The organism is Pseudomonas machongensis (assembly GCF_034961125.1).
Taxonomy (GTDB): domain Bacteria; phylum Pseudomonadota; class Gammaproteobacteria; order Pseudomonadales; family Pseudomonadaceae; genus Aquipseudomonas; species Aquipseudomonas machongensis.
Genome location: NZ_JAYFUI010000170.1, coordinates 14,570 through 37,052, shown reverse-complemented (window position 1 = coordinate 37,052; position 22,483 = coordinate 14,570). Strand labels below are relative to the sequence as shown.

Genomic DNA, 22,483 nt, shown 5'->3' with positions numbered 1-22,483 from the left:
TGGCGACACCGCACTACCCCGGGCCGGCTTTGTCCCGGCCCGGGGTTGCCCTCACTTGCCGTAACGCCCCTTGCCCCACTCGAGCACGCTGGCGAGCAGGCGCCGCAGCACCTCCTGCGTGGGCCGCGCCAGATCCTCGCGGTAGGCGAACGGCTCAACCTCTTCCATGTAGGTGCTCTGCGCCAGTTCCAACTGCACCGCGTGGACGTGGTTGGCCGGATCGCCGTAGTGACGGGTGATATGCCCGCCCTTGAAACGCCCGTTGAGTACATGGCTGTAGGCAGGTGCGTCGGCGCACACCGCCTCGAGCCGCTCGGCCAGCGCCGGGTCGCAGCTCGCGCCGTTGAAGGTACCGAGATTGAAGTCCGGCAGCTTGCCCTCGAACAGGTGCGGAATCAGCGAACGGATCGAGTGGGCGTCCCACAGCAGCGCGTAACCGAACTCGGCCCGCAGGCGATCCAGCTCCTGGCGGAGAGTGCCGTGGTACGGGCGCCAGATCTTCTCCAGGTAGGTGGCACGCTCGTCGGCCGACGGCACCTGCCCTTCCTTGAACAACGGCTCTCCGTCGAACAGCGTCGCCGGGTACAGCCCGGTGGTGGCGCCGACGTACAACGGCTTGTCGTCGTCCGGCCGGTTCAGGTCGATGACGAAGCGCGAGTACTCGGCCGCCACCACGCTGGCCCCCAGCTCACGGGCAAAGTCGTACAGCTGCGGAATATGCCAGTCGGTGTCCGGCAGGCTCCTGGCCTCCTCCACCAGCCCGGCTTCGACCGCCGGGGTCAACGTGAGACCGGCGTGGGGCATGCTGATCAGCAGCGGCAGGCGACCTTGATGAAAACTCAATACCTTGTCCATGACGCCTCGCTCAGTGGGAAATTTCGTGGCCCAGGCGCACCACGCGCTTGGGCAGGTCGCCACCCAGCCAGTAGGCCAGGTCGGCAGGACGGTCGATCTGCCAGGCGACGAAGTCAGCGACCTTGCCAGCCTCCAGCGAACCATGGCTGTCGCCCAGGCCCAAGGCCGTGGCGGCATGCAAGGTGACACCGGCCAAGGCCTCTTCCGGGGTCATGCGGAACAGGGTGCAGCCCATGTTCAGCATCAGGCGCAGCGAAAGCACCGGCGAGGTGCCGGGGTTGAGGTCACTGGACAGGGCGATCTTCACGCCATGCCGACGCAGGGCGTCCATCGGCGGCAACTGGGTTTCACGCAGGAAATAGAACGCCCCCGGCAGCAGCACGGCGACGGTGCCAGCCTGGGCCATGGCGATGGCATCTTCCTCGGTCATGAATTCCAGGTGATCGGCCGACAGCGCCTGGTAGCGTGCCGCGAGGCTCGAGCCATGCAGCGACGACAATTGCTCGGCGTGCAGCTTGACCGGCAACCCCAGTTCACGCGCCTTGATGAACACCCGCTCGACCTGCGCCGGCGAGAACGCCAGGTGTTCGCAGAACGCATCCACCGCATCCACCAACCCTTCGGCGGCCAGGGCCGGGAGCATCTCGTCGCAGATATGGGTGATGTAGTCATCGGCCCGCCCGGCGTACTCCGGCGGCAATGCGTGAGCGGCAAGGCAGGTGGCGCGCACGGTCACCGGCAGCTCTTCGGCGATGCGTCGGGCAACGCGCAGCATCTTGCGCTCATTGGCCAGGTCCAGGCCGTAGCCGGACTTGATCTCCAGGGTGGTGACACCATCGCGCAGCAACGCCTGAACACGCTGACGGGCGCTGGCCAGCAGCGCGTCCTCACTGGCCGCACGCGTGGCACGCACGGTGCTGGCGATGCCACCGCCCTGGGCGGCGATCTCGGCATAGCTGACACCCTGCAGGCGCTGTTCGAACTCACCACTGCGGTTGCCGCCGAACACTGTGTGGGTATGGCAGTCGATCAAGCCAGGAGTGACCCAGGCGCCGCCCAGGTCGACCACACGCTCGGCATCGACGCCCGGCAGTTCGGCCTTGGGGCCGATCCATTCGATCAGCCCGGCATTGGTGACGATCGCCGCATCCTCGATGATCGAGTAGCTGCCGTTGGCCATGGTGGCCACGTGGCAGTGCTGCCAGAGGGTTCTCATAAAGCTCTCCACAAGTCAGCGGTGCAGTTCGGCCTGCTCCCGGGCGACCTGGCCCTGCCCCGAGCGCGGCTTGCACCACAACAGGTAGGACAGCACCAGGAACACCACCCACACCACGCCCACCAGCAGCGCCGCCTGGGTGTTCGGAAAGTAACCGAGCACACCGAAAATGAACAACATGAACACAATCGCCAGCGCCGGGCCCCACGGCCAGAACGGCACCGGGAACTCCAGCGCGGCCGCTTGCTCGCGGCTCATGCGCCGGCGCATGGCCACCTGGGTGACCAGAATCATCAGCCACACCCACACAGTGGCGAAGGTGGCGATCGAGGCGATCAGCAGGAAGACGTCTTCCGGAATCAGGTAGTTGAGCAGCACCCCCAGCAGCAGCGCAGCGCCCATCACCAGTACCGTCAGCCACGGCACGCCGTGCCGGGACAACTGCGCGAACCCGCGCGGCGCCTGGCCTTGCTCGGCCAGGCCGTACATCATGCGACCCGCACCGAAGATGTCGCTGTTGATCGCCGAGACCGCCGCGGAAATCACCACCACGTTCAGCACCGCAGCGGCCGAGCCGATACCGAGATTGCTGAAGATCTGCACGAAGGGGCTGCCCTGGGTGCCGATCTGTGGCCAGGGGTACAGGCACATCAGCACGAACAGCGTCAGCACGTAGAACAGCAGGATGCGCAGCGGCACGGCGTTGATCGCCTTGGGGATGACGCGCTTGGGATCCTGCGCCTCACCGGCGGTGATACCAATGATCTCGATGCCGCCGAAGGCGAACATCACCACCGCGAACGAAGCGATCAGGCCGCCGATACCATTGGGCAGGAAGCCGCCATGCTCGAACAGGTTGGCGACCCCGACACCGGTTTCGGCACCGGCCTGGCCCAGACCGAAGGCCATGATGCCGAAGCCGGCCACGATCATCGCAACGATGGCGCCAACCTTGAGCAGCGACAGCCAGAACTCCATCTCGCCGAACACCTTGACGTTGCACAGGTTCAGCCCGCCGATCAGGAACACGATGCCCAGTACCCAGATCCAGCGCGGCACCTCGGGGAACCAGAAGCCCATGTAGATCCCGAACGCGGTGACGTCGGCGATGCACACGATGATCATCTCGAAGGCATAGGTCCAGCCGAGCACGAACCCGGCCATCGGTCCGAGATAGGTGCTGGCGTACTGCCCGAAAGAACCGGCCACGGGGTTGTGCACTGCCATTTCGCCGAGCGCGCGCATGACCATGAACACCGCCGCGCCGCCGATCAGGTAGGCCAGCAGCACCGCTGGCCCGGCCATCTGGATCGCCGACGCCGAGCCGTAGAACAGGCCGGTGCCGATGGCCGATCCCAAGGCCATGAATCGAATGTGTCGGGCTGTCAGCCCGCGTTTGAGTCCTTGTGCTGGTTGCATGGTTCGTCCTTATTGTTGTTCTCAAGAGCCTCATCGCGGGGCCAGCCCGCTCCTGCAGGTTCGACTGCGGGAGCGGGCTGGCCCCGCGAAGGCATGGACACCGATCACAGGCTCGGCAGCACTCCAGCCGGCAACAAGCCGGTCAGGCGCCCGTCGGCCAGCAGCTCAACAGCCACCTCGATATCCGGCGCGAAGAAGCGGTCACGGTCATAGTGCGGTACCTCGCGGCGCAGGGTCTGGCGCGCCTGCTCCAGCTTCGCCGAGGTCTTCAGGCCCTCACGCAGGTCCAGGCCCTGGCAAGCGCCCAGCCATTCGATGGCCAGCACGCCACGGGTGTTCTCGGCCATCTCCCACAGGCGCTTGCCCGCGGCGGGGGCCATCGACACGTGGTCTTCCTGGTTGGCCGAGGTCGGCAGGCTGTCGACGCTGTGCGGGTGCGACAGCGCCTTGTTCTCGCTGGCCAGCGCAGCGGCGGTGACCTGGGCGATCATGAAGCCGGAGTTGACGCCACCGTTTTCCACCAGGAACGGCGGCAACTGCGACATGTGCTTGTCCATCATCAGCGAGATGCGGCGTTCGCTCAGCGAGCCGATCTCGGCAATGGCCAGGGCGATGTTGTCGGCTGCCATGGCCACCGGCTCGGCGTGGAAGTTGCCACCCGAGATCACTTCATCCTGGGCGGCGAACACCAGCGGGTTGTCAGAGACGGCGTTGGATTCCACCGCCAGCACTTCGGCAGCCTGGCGCAACTGGGTCAGGCAGGCACCCATGACTTGCGGCTGGCAACGCAGCGAGTACGGGTCCTGGACCTTGCCGCAGTTCTTGTGCGATTGCGAAACCTCGCTGGAGTCGCCCAGCAGGTCGCGGTAGCAGGCGGCAGCGTCGATCTGGCCACGTTGGCCGCGCACCTCATGGACACGCGCATCGAACGGCGAGCGCGAGCCCAGTGCCGCTTCCACGGTCAGCGCACCACAGGCAATGGCCCCGGCGAAGAGGTCTTCGGCCTGGAACAGGCCACGCAGCGCATAGGCGGTGGACGCCTGGGTGCCGTTGAGCAGGGCCAGGCCTTCCTTGGCAGCCAGGGTCAGCGGCTCGAGGCCAGCCACCGCGAGGGCTTCGTTGGCATTCAGCCATTGCCCCTGGTAACGCGCCTTGCCCTCGCCCAGCAACACCAGCGACATGTGCGCCAGCGGCGCGAGGTCGCCAGAGGCGCCAACCGAGCCCTTCAGCGGAATGTGCGGATAGACTTCGGCGTTGACCAGGCTGATCAGCGCATCGATGACCTTGCGGCGGATGCCGGAGAAACCACGGCTGAGGCTGTTGATCTTCAGCACCATGATCAGGCGCACCAGCGCGTCGTCCAGCGGCGCGCCGATCCCGGCAGCGTGGGACAGCACCAGCGAGCGCTGGAGGTTTTCCAGGTCGTGGCTGGCGATGCGGGTCGAGGCCAGCAGGCCGAAACCGGTGTTGATGCCGTAGGCCGTGCGGTCTTCGGCAAGAATGCGCTCGACGCAGGCAACGCTAGCGTCGATGGCGGCACCCGCGTCGGCATCCAGGCTCAGGCGCACCGGTGCCTGGTGGATGCGGCGCAACTGGGCCAGGGTCAACTGGCCGGGGGTCAGGGTCAAAGCTTCCATGTTCATGCTCCTTGTTATTTTGTTTAGTGCAGCGCAGCCAGCACCGGCTGCGGCAACCGGGGATCCTTGAGCAAGGCCGCGGTGCTGGCGATGTCCGGCGCCAGCCAGCGGTCCTGCAGGTAGGCTGGCACGCTCTCGCGCAGCAAGCGCCAGGCCGCGTCGGTGCCCGCGCCGAAACGCTGTTCCTTGAGGAATTCGAATGCCTGGGCGGCCAGCAGGTACTCGATGGCGAGGATCTGCGTGCAGTTCTCCAATACCTGGTGCAGCTTGAGTGCGGCATTGGTGCCCATGCTCAGGTGATCTTCCTGCAGCCCCGAGGTGACGAAATTGTCGAGCACTGCCGGCTGCGCCAGCTGGCGGTTCTGCCCGCACAGCGAGGCGGCGACGTACTGGGCGATCATCATCCCCGAGTTGACGCCGGGGTTGCTGACCAGAAACGCCGGCAGGCCACTGACATGCGGATTGACCAGGCGGTCCAGGCGGCGCTCGGCAATCGAGCCGATCTCGGCCATGGCGATCGCCAGCAGGTCGGCAGCCAGGGCCACCGACTGGCCGTGGGGGTTGGCCTGCGAGACCACACGGAAATTGTCCGGTGTACCGAGCAGCAGCGGGTTGTCGTTGGCGCCGTTGAGCTCGGCCTCGACCTGACGCACCACATGGGCCAGCTGGTCGCGGGCCGCGCCGTGCACCTGCGGAATCGAGCGAATGCTCAGGGCGTCCTGGGTACGGATGCCTTTGCTCGAGGCGATCACTTCACTGCCATCGAGCAGCGCGCGCAGGTTCTCGCCCACCAGCTGCATGCCTGGGTGTGGCTTGAGGGCGATGATCTCGGGGTCGAACGCAGCGATCTGGCCGCGCTGGGCCTCGAAGCTCATGGCGCCGATCACATCGGCCCATTGCAGCAGGCGGCTGGCGTCATCCAGCGCAAGGCTGGCGAGGCCGGTCATGCATGGCGTGCCATTGACCAGGCAAAGCCCGTCCTTGGCCCCCAGCTGCACCGGCGCAAGCCCGGCATCGGCCAAGGCCTCGGCGGCCTCGACGAGGCGCCCGCGATAACTGACCTTGCCCACACCCAGCAGGCCCACGCCGATGTGGGCCATGTGCGTGAGATAGCCCACCGAGCCCTGGGACGGGACCTGCGGGGTAATGCCCTGTTCGAGCAACGCCAGCAGCGCCTCGACCACCGAGCGCTGCAGGCCCGACTTGCCGTGGCTGTAGTTGACGATGGCGGCGCAGATGATCGCCCGCGTCTGTTCGTCCGGCAGCGCCGGACCGACGCCGCAGGCGTGGCTGAGCAAGGTGTTACGCGACAGCGCGCTGAGCTGCTCGCCCTGCAGCGAGACGTTGCACAGGGCGCCCAGGCCGGTGTTCACGCCATAGGCGCGTTCGCCGCTGTCGACGATACGCCGGACGATGGCCTGGGCATTGTCGATACGCGCCCACACCTGCGGCGCCAGCTCCAGGCGCGCGCCGTGGCGGGCCACGGCGGCAATGTCCTGCCAGCGCACCGGCCCGTTGCCGATCACCACGACTTCAGGTTTCGACATGATGCTCCTCATACCGCGACGGCGCGGCGCTGAACGAAACGGTCGACGTATTCGTCGGCCGGCGAGTGCAGGATTTCCTGCGGCGTACCAACCTGGATCAAGCGGCCATCCTTGAGAATGGCGATGCGGTTGCCGATGCGTACCGCCTCGTCCAGGTCGTGGGTGATGAAGACGATGGTCTTGTGCAGGGTTTTCTGCAATTCCAGCAACTGGTCCTGCATCTCTGCGCGGATCAGTGGGTCGAGGGCGCTGAAAGCCTCGTCCATGAGGATGATGTCGGTATCGGCGGCCAGCGCCCGGGCCAGGCCCACACGCTGACGCATGCCACCGGAGAGTTGGTGCGGATACTTCTTCTCGTAGCCCTTCAGGCCCACGGTCTCGATCCACTGCAGCGCACGTTCCTGGCACAGCTGCTTGCTCTCGCCACGCACCTTCAGGCCGTAGGCGACGTTGTCCAGCACATTGCGGTGCGGCAGCAGCCCGAAGCTCTGGAACACCATGCTGATCTTGCGTCGGCGGAATTCGCGCAGGGCTTCCATGTCGTACTGCAGGATGTCCTCGCCATCGACGAGGATCTGCCCGCTGGTGGGGTCGATCAGGCGGTTGAAGTGGCGCACCAACGTGGACTTGCCCGAGCCGGACAGGCCCATGATGACGAAGATCTCGCCGCTGCCGATCGACAGCGACAGGTCGTTGACCCCGACCACGCAGCCGGTCTGCGACAGCACCTGCTCCTTGCTGCGCGCCTCGCGGATCAGTTGCAGGGCTTCCCCGGCGCGCTCGCCGAAGATCTTGAAGACGTTCTTCACTTCGATCTTGCTGATCGGCTGCGTGCTCATTTGCTCACCTCATGACGTGGCCGACCATAGGCCTGGGTAATGCGGTCGATCACCACCGCGAGAATCACGATGGCCAGGCCCGCTTCGAGGCCGCGGCCAACGTTGAGGGTCTGGATACCGACCAGCACATCCTCGCCCAGGCCACGGGCGCCGATCATCGAGGCGATCACGACCATCGACAGGGCCATCATGGTGGTCTGGTTGATCCCGGCCATGATGCTTGGCAGTGCCAGCGGCAGTTGCACGCCGAACAGCTGCTGCCAGCGGTTGGCGCCGAAAGCATTGATCGCCTCCATCACCTCGCCATCGACCTGACGGATCCCCAGGTCGGTCAGGCGAATCAGCGGCGGCGCGGCATAGATGACCGTGGCGAAGATCGCCGGCACCTTGCCCAGGCCGAACAGCATCAGCACCGGGATCAGGTACACGAAGCTGGGCATGGTCTGCATGATGTCCAGCAGCGGCATCAACACCGCCCGCAGGCGGTTGCTGCGCGCCGACAGGATGCCCAGCGGAATGCCCACCAACACCGAGATCAGCGTGGCCACCAGCATCAGCGCCAGCGTCTGCATCAACTTGTCCCACAGGCCGACGGCGCCGACCAGGAACAGCAGGCCGGCGATCACCAGGGTCGGCAGGATGCGGCGGGTGGCGTGCCAGGCGATGACCGCGACGATACCCAGCATCAGCCACCAGGGCGTTGCACGCAGCAGGCCTTCGAGGTTGACGATGGCCCACAGCAGGGTGTCGGAAATGTGCCGGAACACATCGCCGTAGTTGGTCACCAGCGCATCGACCCAACCATTGACCCAGTCGGCGATGGAGAATGTGAGATTGTCAGGGAACATAGGTACCACTCATCAGGTGAGGACGCTCAGAGCGCCGCATTGATCTTCTTGGCAGCGTCTTCACTGACCCACGCCTGCCAGACTTCAGGATGTTCCTTCAGGAAGATCTTGGCCAGCTTCGGCGATTCGATGCGTTCCTTGCTCATGCGCCCCAGGTTCTGGTTGAGAATGTCGATCGGGATATTGACCTTCTCCAGCACGCCGACCAGCTCCGGCGCTTGTTCGTGGAAGGCTTTCGACAGGCCGACCTTGATCGACACGGTCTTGTCGACGCCCGGTTTTTCCTCGAGCTTGACCAGGTCGATCTGGCCCATCAGCGGGGTTGGCGTCCAGTAGTAGAAGAGGATCGGCTCGCCGCGCTTGTAGCTCGACAGCGCCGCCGCATCCAACGCAGGGCCGGTGCCCGGGCGGAAGTTGGTGAATGTGTCTTCCAGGCCGTATTCCTTGAGCATCTGGGTGTTGTCCAGCTCACAGGTCCAGCCGGCCGGACAGTTGTAGAAACGGCCTTTGCTCGGTTCTTCAGGGTCCTTGAAGAGGCTGGCGTACTGGGCCAGGTCGGCAACGTTCTTCAGGCCTGGCGCCTTGGCTTCGAGCTTGCGCTTGGCATCGCCCTCGATCACGTAGCGCGGCACGTACCAGCCTTCGACCGCACCGACCACCGGTGCGCCGACGCCGACCACCTTGCCGGCTGCCTCAGCCTTTTTCCACACTTCGCTGCGACCCACCCACTCCTCGGCAAAAACCTGGATATCGTTGGTGCCCAGGGCGTTCTCCATGGTGATGGAGTTGCCCGGCAGGCTGTCGGTCTTGCAGTCGTAGCCCTTCTCGAGCACGAACTGCATCACATCGGTCAGCAGCATGCCGCTTTCCCAGTTCAGCCCGGCGAATTTCACCGGTTTGCCGGATTCGCACCAGGTAGCGGCCTGAGTGACACCGGCGCTGCCGAGCAGGCCAAGGGCGAACAGCGAAGCAAGCAAGGTCTTGTTGGTTTTCATTGCGTGACGCTCCCAAACTTAAGAAGTGGAAATCGGCAGTCCTTGCAAAGAAAGCAGAACCTGGCGCCGCATTGCGGCGCTTCGCGGGCAAGCCCGCTCCTACAGTAGGAGCGGGCTTGCCCGCGAAGAGGCGCAAAGCGCCCCCGAGGCCACTCAGCCAGTAATCATCGGCAGGTTCAGACCCTGCTCTTTGGCGCAATCGATCGCAATCTGGTAACCGGCGTCGGCATGGCGCATCACACCGGTGGCCGGGTCGTTGGTCAGGACGCGGGCAATACGCGCAGCCGCTTCGTCGGTGCCGTCACAGACGATCACCACACCCGAGTGCTGGGAGAAGCCCATGCCCACGCCACCGCCGTGGTGCAGGGAAACCCAGGTGGCGCCACCCGCAGTGTTGAGCAGGGCGTTGAGCAGCGGCCAGTCGGACACGGCATCGGAGCCATCCTGCATGGATTCGGTTTCACGGTTCGGGCTCGATACGGAGCCGGAGTCCAGGTGGTCACGGCCGATCACCACCGGGGCGGACAGCTCGCCGCTGCGCACCATTTCGTTGAACGCCAGGCCCAGCTTGGCGCGCAGGCCCAGGCCAACCCAGCAGATACGTGCCGGCAGGCCCTGGAAGCTGATGCGCTCGCGGGCCATGTCCAGCCAGCGGTGCAGGTGCTCATCGTCCGGGATCAGTTCCTTGACCTTGGCGTCGGTCTTGTAGATGTCCTGCGGGTCGCCCGACAGGGCTGCCCAGCGGAACGGGCCGATACCGCGGCAGAACAGCGGACGGATGTAGGCCGGCACGAAGCCTGGGAAGTCGAAGGCATTCTTCACGCCTTCTTCCTGGGCCATCTGGCGGATGTTGTTGCCGTAGTCGAAGGTCGGCACGCCGGCTTTCTGGAAGTCGAGCATGGCTTGCACGTGCACCGCCATCGATTGCTTGGCGGCCTTGACCACGCCAGCCGGGTCGGTCTTGGCGCGGTCGCGGTACTGCTCCCAGGTCCAGCCGATCGGCAGGTAGCCATTGAGCGGGTCGTGGGCGCTGGTCTGGTCGGTGACCATGTCCGGACGCACGCCACGCTTGACCAGTTCCGGGAGGATTTCAGCGGCGTTGCCATGCAGGGCGATGGAAACCGCCTTGCCTTCGGCGGTGTACTTGGCGATGCGCGCCAGGGCGTCATCGAGGTCGGTGGCCTGCTCGTCGACGTAACGGGTGCGCAGGCGGAAATCGATGCTGACCTGCTGGCATTCGATGTTCAGCGAGCAGGCGCCAGCCAGGGTCGCGGCCAGAGGCTGGGCGCCGCCCATGCCGCCGAGGCCTGCGGTCAGAACCCAGCGGCCCTTGAGGCTACCGCCGTAGTGCTGGCGACCGGCTTCGACAAAGGTTTCGTAGGTGCCCTGGACGATGCCCTGGCTACCGATGTAGATCCAGCTGCCGGCGGTCATCTGGCCGTACATGGCCAGGCCCTTGGCATCCAGTTCGTTGAAGTGCTCCCAGTTGGCCCAGTGCGGCACCAGGTTGGAGTTGGCGATCAGCACGCGCGGGGCGTTGCTGTGGGTCTTGAACACGCCGACCGGCTTGCCCGACTGCACCAGCAGGGTTTCGTCGTCGTTCAACTCCTTGAGGGTGGAGACGATCTTGTCGTAGCACTCCCAGTTGCGCGCAGCACGGCCGATGCCGCCGTACACCACCAGCTCCTTGGGGTTTTCGGCCACTTCCGGATCAAGGTTGTTCATCAGCATGCGCAGCGGGGCCTCGGTCAGCCAGCTCTTGGCGTTCAGCTGGGTGCCACGTGGGGCGCGGATCTCGACGTCACGGAAAGTGGTGGGCTTTTTGTCAGTCACGAAAGGTGCTCCTTGAGCGATCTATTCAAACCCGACGAGATCGGCGGGCCGGGCTGTTCGGTACCGTGCGGATGGGACGGCCTATCCACTATCGCGCACTTATCTTTACTTGTACATACAAGCATATGCAATTGAATTGCCAAGTCATCGAAACGGGTGGTTCGAGAGGCTCGGGCGATGGACTGGAGGCCTCGTGGTTCAAGGCCTTGAGACGTGAAGAAAAATCGCGGGGAGGATTTGTCGGGGAGTTCAGACCGAAATGGCTTTGCGCCACTTTGGGGCATTCGGTAACAGGGTGCGCTGTTTGCGGGCGTTACCGGGTAACTGTTTTGCAGGGTTTTTGAGGGCCCTATCGCGGGACGAGCCCGCTCCTACAGGTTCGATGCGTCAGCCAGACCGGCGCTGAACCTGTAGGAGCGGGCTCGTCCCGCGATAGGGCCCTGAAGACTTACAACAGTTGAGGGCTCAACTCGATAACGCAGCAGCGCCCCGACACCTCGACCTCCAGCAAACCCGCGTTACCACTGAGTTGCAGGCAGTCATACAATCCAAGCACCGACGCCTGCCCCTGGATCCCGACGCGCAGGTCCGCCTCGGCACTGAACACCAGCACGGTCTCGGCCGAACTGAACAGGCGAGTACCCCCCATGAACCACTGCAACCGCGCGCGATACCGGTTCGGCGCATAGATCAGGTTGAAGTCGCGGATCGGGCCACCCTGCAGTGTGCAGGCAACCTGGCTCTCGCCACTGAACGCAAAGGCATCGAACGGCAGCAGCGGCCGGCTTTCGTGGCCGTCCACCGACAAGCGCATGCCATCGCCCTGCAGCACGGTGATGATCCGCTGGTAACCGGTGAAACTGGAAAAGCCGCCGGAAGCCTCGATATCGGCGATCGACAGGCGCCAGCCGAACCCGTCCAGGCCAACGCCCGCATCGCGGGTGATTTCTTCGGTAGACCCACCACCGTTCTTCCAGGGCATGCGCGGATAATCGCGGGCACGCAACAACTGCAGCTGGCTCATTTGCTGAAACGTCCTTCCAGGCGATGACGGGAACCGGGATGAATCAAGCGCGCGGCGGTGACCGGCTGGCGGCCTGACCAGGTACGCCGACGGATGAGCAGGCAGGGCTCGCCACGCTCGATCTGCAACAGCTTGCATTCGTCTGGGTCAGCCAGGATCGCTTCGACCACGTGCTCACCTTCGGTCAGCGGCGCGACCTGGGACAAGTACGCATAAGGCGTCTGCCGGGTGAAATCCTGGCGCAGGTAATCCGGGGCAATCGCCGCGTTCACGTAGCGATCCTCGATCTGCACCGGCACATCGTTCTCGTAGTGCACGATCAGCGAATGGAACACCCGCTGCCCCTCGCGCATGTCCAGGGCCATGGCGCGCTCGGAACCTGCGGCCTCCTCGGCGAGGATGATCACCTGGCAGCGGTGCTGATGCCCGCGGCTGGCGATCTCGTCGGCAATGTTGTTGACTTCGAACAGCGCCGAGCGCGTCTTGGGTTCGGCGACGAAGGTCCCGACGCCCTGCATGCGGACCAGCAGGCCCTCGGCGGTCAGCTCGCGCAGGGCGCGGTTGATGGTCATGCGGCTGAAGCCCAGCTGGCTGACCAGCTCGCTTTCCGACGGGACGCGATGATGAGGCGGCCAGCTGCCGTTTTCGATCTGCTGGACGATCATCTGCTTGACCCGCGCATACAGCGGCGCCGGCCCTTCGCCCATCTGGGCCACCAGCGCGGAGACGGAAGGTGTCGGCACGGCTATGCATCCTTGTGCAATTTGATTGACGGTAGCTTGCCGCAGTTTACCCGGCAGGCAAACGTCTGTATATGTATATACAAATAACGATACAGGATGACCGAATGATGTCCGCCTACTTCGCCGAACGCGCCCTGCTCCCTTCAGGCTGGGCCAGCAATGTCCGCCTCGAGGTGTCCACCGACGGGCGCCTCGAAAAGATAGACGTGAACGCCAGCGCCGAAGGCGCCGAACGCTTGGCCGGCCCGCTGCTGCCGGGCATGCCCAACCTGCATTCCCACGCCTTCCAGCGCGCCATGGCAGGCCTGGCGGAGGTGGTCGGCAATCCCAACGACAGTTTCTGGACCTGGCGCGACCTGATGTACCGCCTGGTCGGCCTGATCACTCCCGAGCAATTGCAGGTCATCGCCCGCCAGCTGTACATCGAGATGCTCAAGGCCGGCTACACCTCGGTGGCCGAATTCCACTACGTTCACCACGACAATGCCGGCACGCCCTACGCCGACCCCACCGAGCTGTCGCGCCAGATCAGCGCGGCAGCGAGCGCCAGCGGCATCGGCCTGACGCTGCTGCCGGTGCTGTACTCCCATTCCGGCTTCGGCGGCCAGGCGCCGAACGAGGGCCAGCGCCGCTTCATCAACTCCACCGAGCAGTACCTGCGCCTGCTGGAGCAGCTCAAGCCGCTGCTGGCCGCGCAACCCGCGCAGCACCTGGGCCTGTGTTTCCACTCGCTGCGCGCGGTAACGCCACACCAGATCGCCGAAGTGCTGGGCGCCAGCGACAAGGCGTGCCCGGTGCACATCCACATCGCCGAGCAGCAGAAGGAAGTCAACGACTGCCTGGGCTGGAGCGGCCGTCGCCCGGTGCAATGGCTGTACGAGCACGTCGAGGTGGATGCGCGCTGGTGCCTGGTGCATGCAACCCACGTCGAGGCCGACGAAGTCAGCGCCATGGCCCGCAGCGGCGCGGTGGCAGGGCTGTGCCTGACCACCGAGGCCAACCTGGGCGATGGCATCTTCCCGGCCGTCGACTTCCTGGCCCAGGGCGGGCGCATGGGCATCGGCTCGGACAGCCATGTCTCGCTGAGCGTGGTCGAAGAACTGCGCTGGCTGGAGTACGGCCAGCGCCTGCGCGACCAGCGGCGCAACCGGCTATACCGCAGCGACCAGCCGATGGTCGGCCGCACCCTCTACGACGCGGCGCTAGCAGGCGGCGCGCAGGCCCTGGGGCAAGGCATTGGCGAGTTGGCGGTGGGCAAGCGTGCCGACTGGCTGGTGCTCGATGGCCAGGATCCGTACCTGGCAACCTCGAGCGGCGACGGCATCCTCAACCGCTGGCTGTTCGCCGGCAGCGACCGTCAGGTACGTGATGTGATGGTCAACGGCCGGTGGGTGGTACGCCAGGGGCGACATGCGCTGGAAGAGCAAAGCGGGCAGGCATTCGCGGCGGTACTGCGCACGCTGCTGGGCTGAAAGCCGGCGCGATCAGCTGCGGATCGCGCCAGGCCTGACCTGGAGCCCGGCAGACTCAATGCCGGGCAACGATCGCCTTGTCCGACACCCGCCAGATCAGGCGACTGGTGTCATACCCCTGCTGGCGAGCCTTCGACAGCAGGTTCTCGCGCTCCCACGCCGGCAGGCTCGGAGTTCGCGACAGGATCCACAGGTACTTGCGATTCGGGCTGCCGACAATCGCAGTACGGTAATGATCGTCCACGTACAGGATCCAGTAGTCCGCCTTGGTCAGCCCCGGTACCAGGCGCGTGAACCAGTTGTCGAACTCCACCCATAACTTGTCGGTGTGCCCCGGCGCCTCGATGCCCGCACGACCTTCGGCGCGCAACCATTCATCACCTTCGGTACGGCAACGATTGAGCACACCCAGGCTGCCATCGGGCTTGAGGTTGTAATGGGCTTCGGACTGCGCGCAGCCTTCCTGGAAGCGCATCGGCAGGCGGGCCAGTTCGAACCACTTGCCCTGGTAGCGCTTGAGGTCGACGTTGCCGGCCGTCTTGGGCGCCAACGAATCCACCGACGAGCTGGCACACCCGCCCAATACCAACGCCAGACCCAGCGCCAGCAGCAGATGCGCGGCCCTCATTTGAGGCCCTGCCCGGAGTACATCAACACCTTGTCAGCGGCGTACTGAACACTGATGAAGCTCTTCTCGTCCCCCCAGGTACAGCTGCTCATGCCGAGCGCGCCCGAGCACTCCTTCGGCGACCCGAGCAGTTGCTCGACCTCGGCCTTGCTCATGCCGGCCTTGAGCTTGGAATAGTTTTCCTGGTTGATCTTGCTGCAGGCGGTCAGGACGACCAACAAGGACAACAGGGCGAGGGAACGCAACGACATGAAGGGCTCTCCTGGAGATGGATGCAACAGGCGAGACGGCCTGCAGAGACCTTAGAAGCGAAAATGCCTCCCCGGTTCCCTGCTACCCCTGCTTTCGTACCATGCCGTTGGTCGGGTCCCGTCACAAATCTCTCATGGCTAATTCATCACGGGCGACATAGCATTCAGCGATGTGGCCCTTTGCCGCACCCTCCTCCCGAAATGCCTGCGCAGACCTTGCACATGACAAAAAATCTCAAGTTCAGCCACAAGATCCTGGTGGCCGCCGCACTCGTGGTGGCCGTCGCCTTCGCCTGCTTCGTGCTGTTCAACGACTATCGCCAGCGCCAGTCGCTGCGCAGCGATACCGAAACCAACCTGCAGGAACTGGGCAACCTCACTGCGGGTAATATCCGCACCTGGCTCGATAGCCGCATCCAGTTGCTGCAGTCGCTGGGCCAGCAGGTCGCCGTGGACGGCCCGGAAAAGGCCAGCCTTGACCGCAGCCTGGCGCTGCCGGTCTACGCCAGCAACTTCCAGCTCACCTACTTCGGCGGCAAGGACGGCCGTATGCAATCGGTGCCGGCCGGCAATCGCGCCCCCGACTACGACCCGCGCGCCCGCGGCTGGTACAAGGCCGCCAGCGCCGCCAACCAGACCATCATCACCGAACCCTACATCTCGGCATCGGCCGGCAAGCTGGTGATCACCCTTGCCACGCCCGTGCAGCAGGCCGGCCAATTGATTGGCGTCAGCGGCGTCGACACCGACCTGCAGACCATCAGCAACCTGGTCAACGCCCTGGACTTCGGCGGCAAGGGCCACGCCTTCATCGTCAACGGCGAAGGCAAGATCCTCATCCATCCCAAGGCCGAGCTGGCACTCAAGACCCTGGCAGACGTCTACCCCAACAACACCCCGCGCATCGGCAAGGGGCTGGCCGAAGTCGAGGCAGACGGTCGCAGCCAGTTCATCAGCTTCACCCACGTCGATGGCGTGCCGGCGGACTGGTACGTCGCACTGGTCCTGGACCAGGATGCTGCCTTCGCCATGCTCGGCGAACTGCGCACCTCGGCGGTGGTGGCCACGCTGATTGCCGTGGTGGTGATCATCGCCCTGCTGGGCCTGCTGATTCGTGTGCTGATGGAGCCGCTGCACGTGATGGGCCGAGCCATGCGCGATATCGCCGAGGGCGAAGGCGACCTGACCCGGCGCCTGACCATCCACGGCCAGGACGAATTCGGCAGCCTGGGGCAGTCGTTCAACCGCTTCGTCGAGCGTATCCACGAGTCGATCCGCGAAGTGGCTTCGGCCACTGGCCAGGTCAACGCCGTGGCCAAGCAGGTGGTGAGTGCATCCAACGCCTCCATCGACAACGCCGACCAGCAGTCCAGCCGCACCAGCAGCGTGGCGGCGGCGATCAACCAGCTGGGCGCCGCAGCCCAGGAGATCGCCCAGAACGCCGCCCTCGCCTCGCAGCACTCCAGCGACGCCCGCGACCTGGCCGCGGAAGGCCAGCAGGTGGTTGGCCAGACCATCGATGTGATGAACAAGCTGTCGGCGCGAATCAGCGATTCGTGCGGCAATATCGAGACGCTCAACGCCCATACCGCGAACATCGGCCAGATTCTCGACGTGATCAGCGGCATCTCCCAACAGACCAACCTGCTGGCGCTCAACGCCGCCATCGAAGCAGCGCGGGCCGGCGAGGCAGGGCGTGGTTTTGCCGTGGTGGCCGATGAAGTGCGCAACCTGGCGCACCGCACCCAGGAGTCGGCGCAGCAGGTACAGGGGCTGATCGAGGAATTGCAGGCCGGCGCGCAAGTGGCGGTGAGCACCATGAACCAGAGCCAGCAGCACAGTGATCACAGCGTCGAGATCGCCAACCGCGCAGGCGACCGCCTGGGCAGCGTGACCCAGCGCATCGGCGAGATCGACGGCATGAACCAGTCGGTAGCCACGGCGACCGAAGAGCAGACGTCAGTGGTGGAGTCGATCAATGTCGACATCACCGAGATCAATACGCTGAACCAGCAAGGAGTGCAGAACCTGCAGAGCACCTTGCGTGCCTGCAACGACCTGGAGCATCAGGTCGATCGGTTGAAGCAGTTGGTGGGGAGTTTCAGGATATAAGGTTCGGCGGCGCCTTCTTCGCGGATAAACCCGCGAAGAGGCGCCGCTGATTCAGAACCGGGAACCCGGCTCCAGCAGGAAGTCCATCTCTTCACTGGTACTGGGCCGCCCCAGCATCAAATTGCGATGCGGAAAACGCCCGAACCGCGCGATCACCCGCTGGTGCTGCTCGGCATAGTCCAGGAAGCCTTCGAACAAGCGGCGATTGGCCTCGGGTTGCTCGTCCAGCAAGACCTGGTAGCGCTCCACGCACAGGTTCTGCCAATCCAGCACCTCGGCGTGCTCCAGCACCAGCAGCACGAACACGCGCTGGATCGGCAGCAACTGATAGTCCCAGCCCTTCTGCAAACCCTGCATGGCCACCACCTGGGCACGCCGGTCGCCGTCGAAGGCGCGCGGTGTGTCGCGGTAGATCATGCGCGGCAACTGGTCGAGCAGGATCAACAACCCCAACCAGCCCTGCGGGCTCTGCTGCCACTCATCGAGCCCACCCGCCAGGGCCTGCTCGACCAGATCGCCGAACAGTGCCTGGGCCTCGGCATCGTCATGCTTGCCGAACCAGCGGGTGTTTTTCTCGTCAGCCACGGCCTGGGCATTGGTGCCCCAACCGAACCACCATTCCAGCAACGGCTGCCAAGGTGCGAGCATGACTTACTCCTTGTGATAGGCGGTGACGCGCTCGACCTCTTCCTTCGAGCCCAGGATCACCGACACGCGCTGGTGCAGGCTCTCAGGCTTGATGTCGAGGATGCGCTCGTAACCGTTGGTCGATGCGCCGCCGGCCTGCTCGATGATGAACGACATCGGGTTGGCTTCGTACATCAGGCGCAGCTTGCCCGGCTTGCTCGGTTCTCGAGCGTCGCGCGGGTACATGAACAGGCCGCCACGGGTCAGGATGCGGTGCACGTCGGCCACCATCGAGGCGATCCAGCGCATGTTGTAGTTCTTTTTCAGCGGCCCGGTCTCACCGGCCAGCAGCTCGCCCACGTAACGCTGCACTGGGGCTTCCCAGTGGCGCTGGTTGGACATGTTGATGGCGAACTCGGCGGTGGTTTCCGGAACGCGGATGTTCTCGTGGGTCAGGACGAAGCTGCCCAGTTCGCGGTCCAGGGTGAAGCCCTTGACGCCATTGCCCAGGGTGAGGATCAGCATGGTCTGCGGGCCGTAGATCGCATAACCGGCGGCGACCTGCTGGGTGCCTGGTTGCAGGAAGGCGTTTTCGTTGAGGGTTTCGTTCTGGCTCAGGTACTCGTTCGGGCAACGCAGTACGGAGAAGATGGTACCGACCGAGACGTTGACGTCGATGTTCGACGAGCCGTCCAGCGGGTCGAAGACCAGCAGGTAGGCGCCTTTGGGATATTTGCCCGGGATCTGGTAGGCGTTGTCCATTTCTTCGGACGCCATGCCGGCCAGGTGGCCGCCCCACTCGTTGGCCTCGAGCAGGATGTCGTTGGAGATGACGTCGAGCTTCTTCTGCACTTCGCCTTGCACGTTTTCGGTGCCCATGCTGCCCAGCACGCCGCCCAGGGCGCCCTTGGACACGTGGTGGCTGATTTCCTTGCATGCGCGCGCCACCACTTCGATCAGGAAGCGCAGATCGGCAGGAGTGTTGTTGCTGCGGGTCTGCTCAATCAGATAGCGACTCAGGGTAACGCGGGACATGTATGGCTCCGAAGTGGAAAGGGGTAGAAAAACCCCCGCAGTTTACAGGGAGAGTGGCAGCCTAGCGAGCGAAGAGACTCGCCTGGCGGATCAGACGGTGGTTCAGGCGATGAGTTCAGGCAGTTGGTCGGCGGCGACGCCATCGCGGGGCAAGCCCGCTCCTGCAGGGCCAGCGCCGTCCTTTACAGGAGCGGGCTGGCCCTGCGACCGGGCCGGAACTGACACCCTGCTAATCCAATGCCTTCCAGATCTCAGTGGCATATTCGCGAATGGTCCGGTCCGACGAGAACCAGCCCATCCGTGCGGTATTGAGCACCGCCATGCGCCACCACTCCTGCGGCGTATGCCACAGTTCCTCGACCCGCATCTGGGCATCCCAGTACGCATCGAAATCGGCACACAGCAGGAAGCGATCGTAGGCCACCAGGCCGTCGATCAGCCCGGCATAGCGCCCTGGATCATCTGGCGAGAACACCCCGCTGCGGATCGCCTGCAGGACATCGCCAAGGCGCCCCGAAGCGGCCACGGCAGCCGCCGCACCGAAATCGCCCGCGCGCTTGCGGGCCTCGACCTGCTGGGCGGTCAGGCCAAAGATGAACATGTTTTCCGCGCCGACCTGCTCGCACATCTCGACGTTGGCGCCGTCGAGGGTGCCGATGGTCAGCGCGCCGTTGAGGGCGAACTTCATGTTGCTGGTACCGGACGCTTCGTACCCGGCAGTGGAAATCTGCTCGGAAAGGTCGGCCGCCGGGATGATGCTCTCGGCCAGGCTGACGTTGTAGTTGGGCAGGAACACCACCTTGAGCAGCCCGCGCACGGTGGGGTCGTTGTTGACCACCCGGGCGATGTCGTTGGTCAGCTTGATGATCAGCTTGGCCTGGTGATAGCTGGCTGCCGCCTTGCCGGCGAAGATCTTCACCCGCGGCGCCCACGCGGTGCCGGGGTCATTGCGCATGGCCTGGTACAGCGCGACGGTATGCAACAGGTTGAGCAACTGACGCTTGTACTCGTGGATACGCTTGACCTGCACGTCGAACAACGCTTCGGGATTGACCGTCACGCCGATGCGGTCCTGGATGATGCTCGCCAGTGCGCGCTTGCTGTGCAGGCGCTGGGCTGCGAACTGCTTGCGGAAGGTGGCTTTATCGGCATGAGGCGCCAGCGCCTTGAGCTTGCCCTCCGGATCGTCCAGCACCTCGGCGCCCAGGGCGTCGACCAGCATGCCGGTCAACTGCGGATTGGCCTGGTACAACCAGCGGCGGAATGTGATGCCGTTGGTCTTGTTGTTGATCCGTTGCGGATACAGCTTGTGCAACTCGGCGAACACCGTGCTCTTCATCAACTTGCTATGCAGCGCCGACACGCCGTTGACGCTGTGCGAACCGAGAAACGCCAGGTTGCCCATGCGCACACGGCGGCCGTTGTCCTCCTCGATCAGCGACACCGCGCGCAGCACGTCGAAATCATGCAAGCCTTTGGCCCGCAGCGCGTCGATGTGGTACGCGTTGATCAGGTAGATGATCTGCATGTGCCGCGGCAGCATGCGTTCCATCAACGCCACAGGCCAGGTTTCCAGGGCCTCGGGCAGCAGGGTGTGGTTGGTGTAGGCCAGGGTGCCGACCGTCAGCTCCCAGGCCTTTTCCCAGGGAATCCCGTGCTGGTCGACCAGCAGGCGCATCAACTCGGCGACGGCGATCGAAGGATGGGTGTCGTTGAGCTGGATCGCCGCCGAGTCCGGCAGGTTGAGGAGGTCATCGTGCATGTTCAGGTGACGTCGCAGCAGATCCTGCAGCGACGCGGAGACGAAGAAGTACTCCTGGCGCAGGCGCAATTCCTGCCCCGCTTCGGTGCTGTCCGCCGGGTAAAGCACCCGCGAGATGCTTTCGGCCCGCGCCACTTCGGCCACCGCCCCGAGGTGATCGCCGGCATTGAAGCGCTCCAGGTGCAACTCTTCGAGCGCCCGGGCACGCCACAGGCGCAAGGTATTGACGCTGGAGCCGCGCCAGCCGACCACCGGCGTATCGTAGGCCACTGCACGAACGGTTTCGCCCGGCGTCCAGACCTGCCGCGCAGCACCATGGGCATCGTGCAGCGTTTCGACACTGCCGCCAAAACTGATCGGGTAGATCACCTCGGCGCGCTCGAATTCCCAAGGGTTGCCGAAGTCCAGCCAGTTCTCGGTCTGCTCCTGCTGCCAGCCATCGACGATGGCCTGGCGGAACAGCCCGTGCTCGTAGCGGATACCGTAGCCATGGGCGGCGATGCCGAGGGTCGACATGCTTTCCATGAAGCACGCCGCCAGCCGTCCCAGGCCACCATTACCCAGCGCTGCATCGGGCTCGAGCAGGCGGATGCGCTCAAGGTCCACGTCCAGCCCCTCGAGCGCTTCACGGGCGATTTCCAGATAGCCCAGGTTGCTCAGGCTGTCGTACAGCAGCCGGCCGATGAGGAACTCCAGGGAGAGGTAGTAGACCCGCTTCTGGCTGCGCCGGTAGGCCTGGCGGGTGTGGTCCATCCAGTGGTCGACCATGTGATCGCGGGCGGCCAGGGCGATGGCTTCGAACCAGTCATGGTCGAAGGCATGTTCCGGGTCCTTGCCGACCGCGTAGGTCAGTTTGTCCAGTACAGCGGCGCGAAACGCGGCCACCTCGGCGTCACGAGCTTTGGGTTCCTGGGACATGCGGCATCCTCGGGCAAGTTGACGAATACGGAGGGAGATTGAAGAGACTAGACCCTTCGACAGGGAGTGACAGGCTCGGTTCGCAGTTTTCATGCCGGCTTGGCGATTCCGGCAAAAGGTTGTTCACAAATTGAACAACTCCGGTATGATCGCGCGCCCCAAGACCGTGATCCGCCCACTATTAAAATGAAACCGACCCTGATCGCCGCCGCCGAAGTCGACCGCCTGGAAACCTGGCAGCGCTACACCAGCAGCATGTGCCATGGCTGCCATTCGACCTGCTGTACCCTGCCCGTGGAGGTGAAGATCAAGGATCTGATCCGCATCGGCGTGGTGGACGAGTTCGAGAAGGACGAGCCGCCGAAGAACGTTGCCAAGCGCCTGCAGAAAGAAGGCATCATCGAACGCTTCAACCAGAAGTCGGGCATCTTCACCCTGACCCGGATGAGCAACGACGATTGCATGTATCTGGACCGCAAGAGCCGGCTGTGCACCATTTATGACAAGCGCCCGGACACCTGTCGCAACCACCCCAAGGTCGGACCGCGACCGGGGTATTGCGCGTACAAGCCCAAGGTGGTTGGGCGATAGGCCTGTAGCGCCGGTACGGGCCTCTTCGCGGGCTTGCCGGCGAAGAGGCCGGCACGAATACAACGCAGTCTGCAGACAAACAAAAACGCCCCCGGCCTTTCGACCGGGGGCGTTTTCATTCAGCCTGAGCT

At 64.5% G+C, this 22,483-nt stretch carries 19 protein-coding genes and 1 pseudogene; 4 read left to right on the top strand and 16 right to left on the bottom strand.

Features of this window, described 5'->3' with window-relative positions; genetic code table 11:
• Positions 1-51: 51 nt before the first annotated feature.
• The 11 genes from hutG to hutC form a co-directional block, all read right to left on the bottom strand.
• Complete coding sequence (gene hutG, locus VA602_RS15595) at positions 52-855, bottom strand: N-formylglutamate deformylase (protein WP_323453660.1); 804 nt, start codon at positions 853-855, stop codon at positions 52-54.
• 10 nt (positions 856-865) lie between these two features.
• Positions 866-2,071 (bottom strand): imidazolonepropionase, encoded by a 1,206-nt coding sequence (hutI, locus tag VA602_RS15590; RefSeq protein ID WP_200602752.1) that lies wholly within the window; start codon positions 2,069-2,071, stop codon positions 866-868.
• 15 nt (positions 2,072-2,086) lie between these two features.
• Positions 2,087-3,490: an amino acid permease gene (locus VA602_RS15585; RefSeq protein WP_323453659.1), complete on the bottom strand. Its 1,404-nt coding sequence runs from the start codon at positions 3,488-3,490 to the stop codon at positions 2,087-2,089.
• Positions 3,491-3,594: 104 nt separating this feature from the next.
• Positions 3,595-5,127 carry a histidine ammonia-lyase gene (gene hutH, locus VA602_RS15580; RefSeq protein WP_323453658.1) on the bottom strand — a complete coding sequence of 511 codons (1,533 nt, stop codon included), beginning with the start codon at positions 5,125-5,127 and terminating at the stop codon, positions 3,595-3,597.
• Between the two features lie 23 nt (positions 5,128-5,150).
• Positions 5,151-6,674, bottom strand: a complete 1,524-nt coding sequence (locus VA602_RS15575) for an HAL/PAL/TAL family ammonia-lyase (RefSeq protein ID WP_323453657.1) — start codon at positions 6,672-6,674, stop codon at positions 5,151-5,153.
• Between the two features lie 8 nt (positions 6,675-6,682).
• Positions 6,683-7,513 (bottom strand): quaternary amine ABC transporter ATP-binding protein, encoded by an 831-nt coding sequence (locus VA602_RS15570; RefSeq protein WP_054894807.1) that lies wholly within the window; start codon positions 7,511-7,513, stop codon positions 6,683-6,685.
• Positions 7,510-8,361 carry an ABC transporter permease gene (locus VA602_RS15565; protein WP_063541402.1) on the bottom strand — a complete coding sequence of 284 codons (852 nt, stop codon included), beginning with the start codon at positions 8,359-8,361 and terminating at the stop codon, positions 7,510-7,512. The genes VA602_RS15570 and VA602_RS15565 overlap by 4 nt, the downstream gene beginning before the upstream one ends.
• Positions 8,362-8,387: 26 nt before the next feature.
• Positions 8,388-9,356, bottom strand: coding sequence for an ABC transporter substrate-binding protein (locus VA602_RS15560; protein WP_323453656.1), 969 nt, complete (start codon positions 9,354-9,356; stop codon positions 8,388-8,390).
• Positions 9,357-9,509: 153 nt separating this feature from the next.
• A complete protein-coding gene (hutU, locus tag VA602_RS15555) occupies positions 9,510-11,189 on the bottom strand; it encodes a urocanate hydratase (RefSeq protein WP_063541406.1) in 1,680 nt (559 codons plus the stop codon).
• Between the two features lie 448 nt (positions 11,190-11,637).
• Positions 11,638-12,213: a HutD/Ves family protein gene (locus VA602_RS15550; protein WP_063541408.1), complete on the bottom strand. Its 576-nt coding sequence runs from the start codon at positions 12,211-12,213 to the stop codon at positions 11,638-11,640.
• Positions 12,210-12,920: a histidine utilization repressor gene (hutC, locus tag VA602_RS15545; protein ID WP_172964844.1), complete on the bottom strand. Its 711-nt coding sequence runs from the start codon at positions 12,918-12,920 to the stop codon at positions 12,210-12,212. Before hutC ends, VA602_RS15550 begins: the two co-directional genes overlap by 4 nt.
• Positions 12,921-13,063: 143 nt before the next feature.
• Between hutC and VA602_RS15540 the strand changes: the two genes are divergently transcribed.
• Positions 13,064-14,428 carry a formimidoylglutamate deiminase gene (locus tag VA602_RS15540; protein ID WP_323453671.1) on the top strand — a complete coding sequence of 455 codons (1,365 nt, stop codon included), beginning with the start codon at positions 13,064-13,066 and terminating at the stop codon, positions 14,426-14,428.
• A 55-nt stretch (positions 14,429-14,483) separates the two neighbouring features.
• On the opposite strand, the gene VA602_RS15535 is transcribed toward VA602_RS15540, so the two are convergent.
• Both VA602_RS15535 and bamE read right to left on the bottom strand, forming a co-directional pair.
• Positions 14,484-15,056 (bottom strand): lipocalin family protein, encoded by a 573-nt coding sequence (locus tag VA602_RS15535; protein WP_065863888.1) that lies wholly within the window; start codon positions 15,054-15,056, stop codon positions 14,484-14,486.
• Entirely contained in the window at positions 15,053-15,307 is a 255-nt protein-coding gene (bamE, locus tag VA602_RS15530) for an outer membrane protein assembly factor BamE domain-containing protein (RefSeq protein ID WP_054895277.1), read from the bottom strand. The genes VA602_RS15535 and bamE overlap by 4 nt, the downstream gene beginning before the upstream one ends.
• A gap of 21 nt (positions 15,308-15,328) precedes the next feature.
• Here bamE and VA602_RS26825 point away from each other — a divergent pair.
• Positions 15,329-16,564: pseudogene (locus tag VA602_RS26825) on the top strand (HAMP domain-containing protein); the annotation flags it as partial.
• 24 nt (positions 16,565-16,588) lie between these two features.
• On the top strand, positions 16,589-17,419 hold the full coding sequence (locus VA602_RS26820; protein WP_370671086.1) for a methyl-accepting chemotaxis protein: 831 nt from the start codon (positions 16,589-16,591) through the stop codon (positions 17,417-17,419).
• A gap of 51 nt (positions 17,420-17,470) precedes the next feature.
• On the opposite strand, the gene VA602_RS15520 is transcribed toward VA602_RS26820, so the two are convergent.
• The 3 genes from VA602_RS15520 to VA602_RS15510 form a co-directional block, all read right to left on the bottom strand.
• Entirely contained in the window at positions 17,471-18,067 is a 597-nt protein-coding gene (locus tag VA602_RS15520; RefSeq protein WP_054895278.1) for a DUF924 family protein, read from the bottom strand.
• A gap of 3 nt (positions 18,068-18,070) precedes the next feature.
• Positions 18,071-19,081, bottom strand: coding sequence for a class 1 fructose-bisphosphatase (locus VA602_RS15515; RefSeq protein ID WP_054895279.1), 1,011 nt, complete (start codon positions 19,079-19,081; stop codon positions 18,071-18,073).
• A gap of 229 nt (positions 19,082-19,310) precedes the next feature.
• The gene (locus VA602_RS15510; RefSeq protein WP_323453655.1) at positions 19,311-21,761 is read right to left on the bottom strand and encodes a glycogen/starch/alpha-glucan phosphorylase; all 2,451 of its coding nucleotides are present in this window, start codon (positions 21,759-21,761) and stop codon (positions 19,311-19,313) included.
• A gap of 186 nt (positions 21,762-21,947) precedes the next feature.
• Here VA602_RS15510 and VA602_RS15505 point away from each other — a divergent pair, with 186 nt between their 5' ends.
• Positions 21,948-22,352, top strand: a complete 405-nt coding sequence (locus tag VA602_RS15505) for a YkgJ family cysteine cluster protein (RefSeq protein ID WP_054895281.1) — start codon at positions 21,948-21,950, stop codon at positions 22,350-22,352.
• Positions 22,353-22,483: the final 131 nt, after the last annotated feature.

Bases quoted from the DNA above. Each gene is read 5' to 3' on its own strand.
- hutG (WP_323453660.1), bottom strand. From the start codon at position 855: ATGGACAAGGTATTGAGTTTTCATCAAGGTCGCCTGCCGCTGCTGATC.
- hutI (WP_200602752.1), bottom strand. From the start codon at position 2,071: ATGAGAACCCTCTGGCAGCACTGCCACGTGGCCACCATGGCCAACGGC.
- VA602_RS15585 (WP_323453659.1), bottom strand. From the start codon at position 3,490: ATGCAACCAGCACAAGGACTCAAACGCGGGCTGACAGCCCGACACATT.
- hutH (WP_323453658.1), bottom strand. From the start codon at position 5,127: ATGGAAGCTTTGACCCTGACCCCCGGCCAGTTGACCCTGGCCCAGTTG.
- VA602_RS15575 (WP_323453657.1), bottom strand. From the start codon at position 6,674: ATGTCGAAACCTGAAGTCGTGGTGATCGGCAACGGGCCGGTGCGCTGG.
- VA602_RS15570 (WP_054894807.1), bottom strand. From the start codon at position 7,513: ATGAGCACGCAGCCGATCAGCAAGATCGAAGTGAAGAACGTCTTCAAG.
- VA602_RS15565 (WP_063541402.1), bottom strand. From the start codon at position 8,361: ATGTTCCCTGACAATCTCACATTCTCCATCGCCGACTGGGTCAATGGT.
- VA602_RS15560 (WP_323453656.1), bottom strand. From the start codon at position 9,356: ATGAAAACCAACAAGACCTTGCTTGCTTCGCTGTTCGCCCTTGGCCTG.
- VA602_RS15550 (WP_063541408.1), bottom strand. From the start codon at position 12,213: ATGAGCCAGCTGCAGTTGTTGCGTGCCCGCGATTATCCGCGCATGCCC.
- hutC (WP_172964844.1), bottom strand. From the start codon at position 12,920: ATGGGCGAAGGGCCGGCGCCGCTGTATGCGCGGGTCAAGCAGATGATC.
- VA602_RS15540 (WP_323453671.1), top strand. From the start codon at position 13,064: ATGTCCGCCTACTTCGCCGAACGCGCCCTGCTCCCTTCAGGCTGGGCC.
- VA602_RS15535 (WP_065863888.1), bottom strand. From the start codon at position 15,056: ATGAGGGCCGCGCATCTGCTGCTGGCGCTGGGTCTGGCGTTGGTATTG.
- bamE (WP_054895277.1), bottom strand. From the start codon at position 15,307: ATGTCGTTGCGTTCCCTCGCCCTGTTGTCCTTGTTGGTCGTCCTGACC.
- VA602_RS15520 (WP_054895278.1), bottom strand. From the start codon at position 18,067: ATGCTCGCACCTTGGCAGCCGTTGCTGGAATGGTGGTTCGGTTGGGGC.
- VA602_RS15515 (WP_054895279.1), bottom strand. From the start codon at position 19,081: ATGTCCCGCGTTACCCTGAGTCGCTATCTGATTGAGCAGACCCGCAGC.
- VA602_RS15510 (WP_323453655.1), bottom strand. From the start codon at position 21,761: ATGTCCCAGGAACCCAAAGCTCGTGACGCCGAGGTGGCCGCGTTTCGC.
- VA602_RS15505 (WP_054895281.1), top strand. From the start codon at position 21,948: ATGAAACCGACCCTGATCGCCGCCGCCGAAGTCGACCGCCTGGAAACC.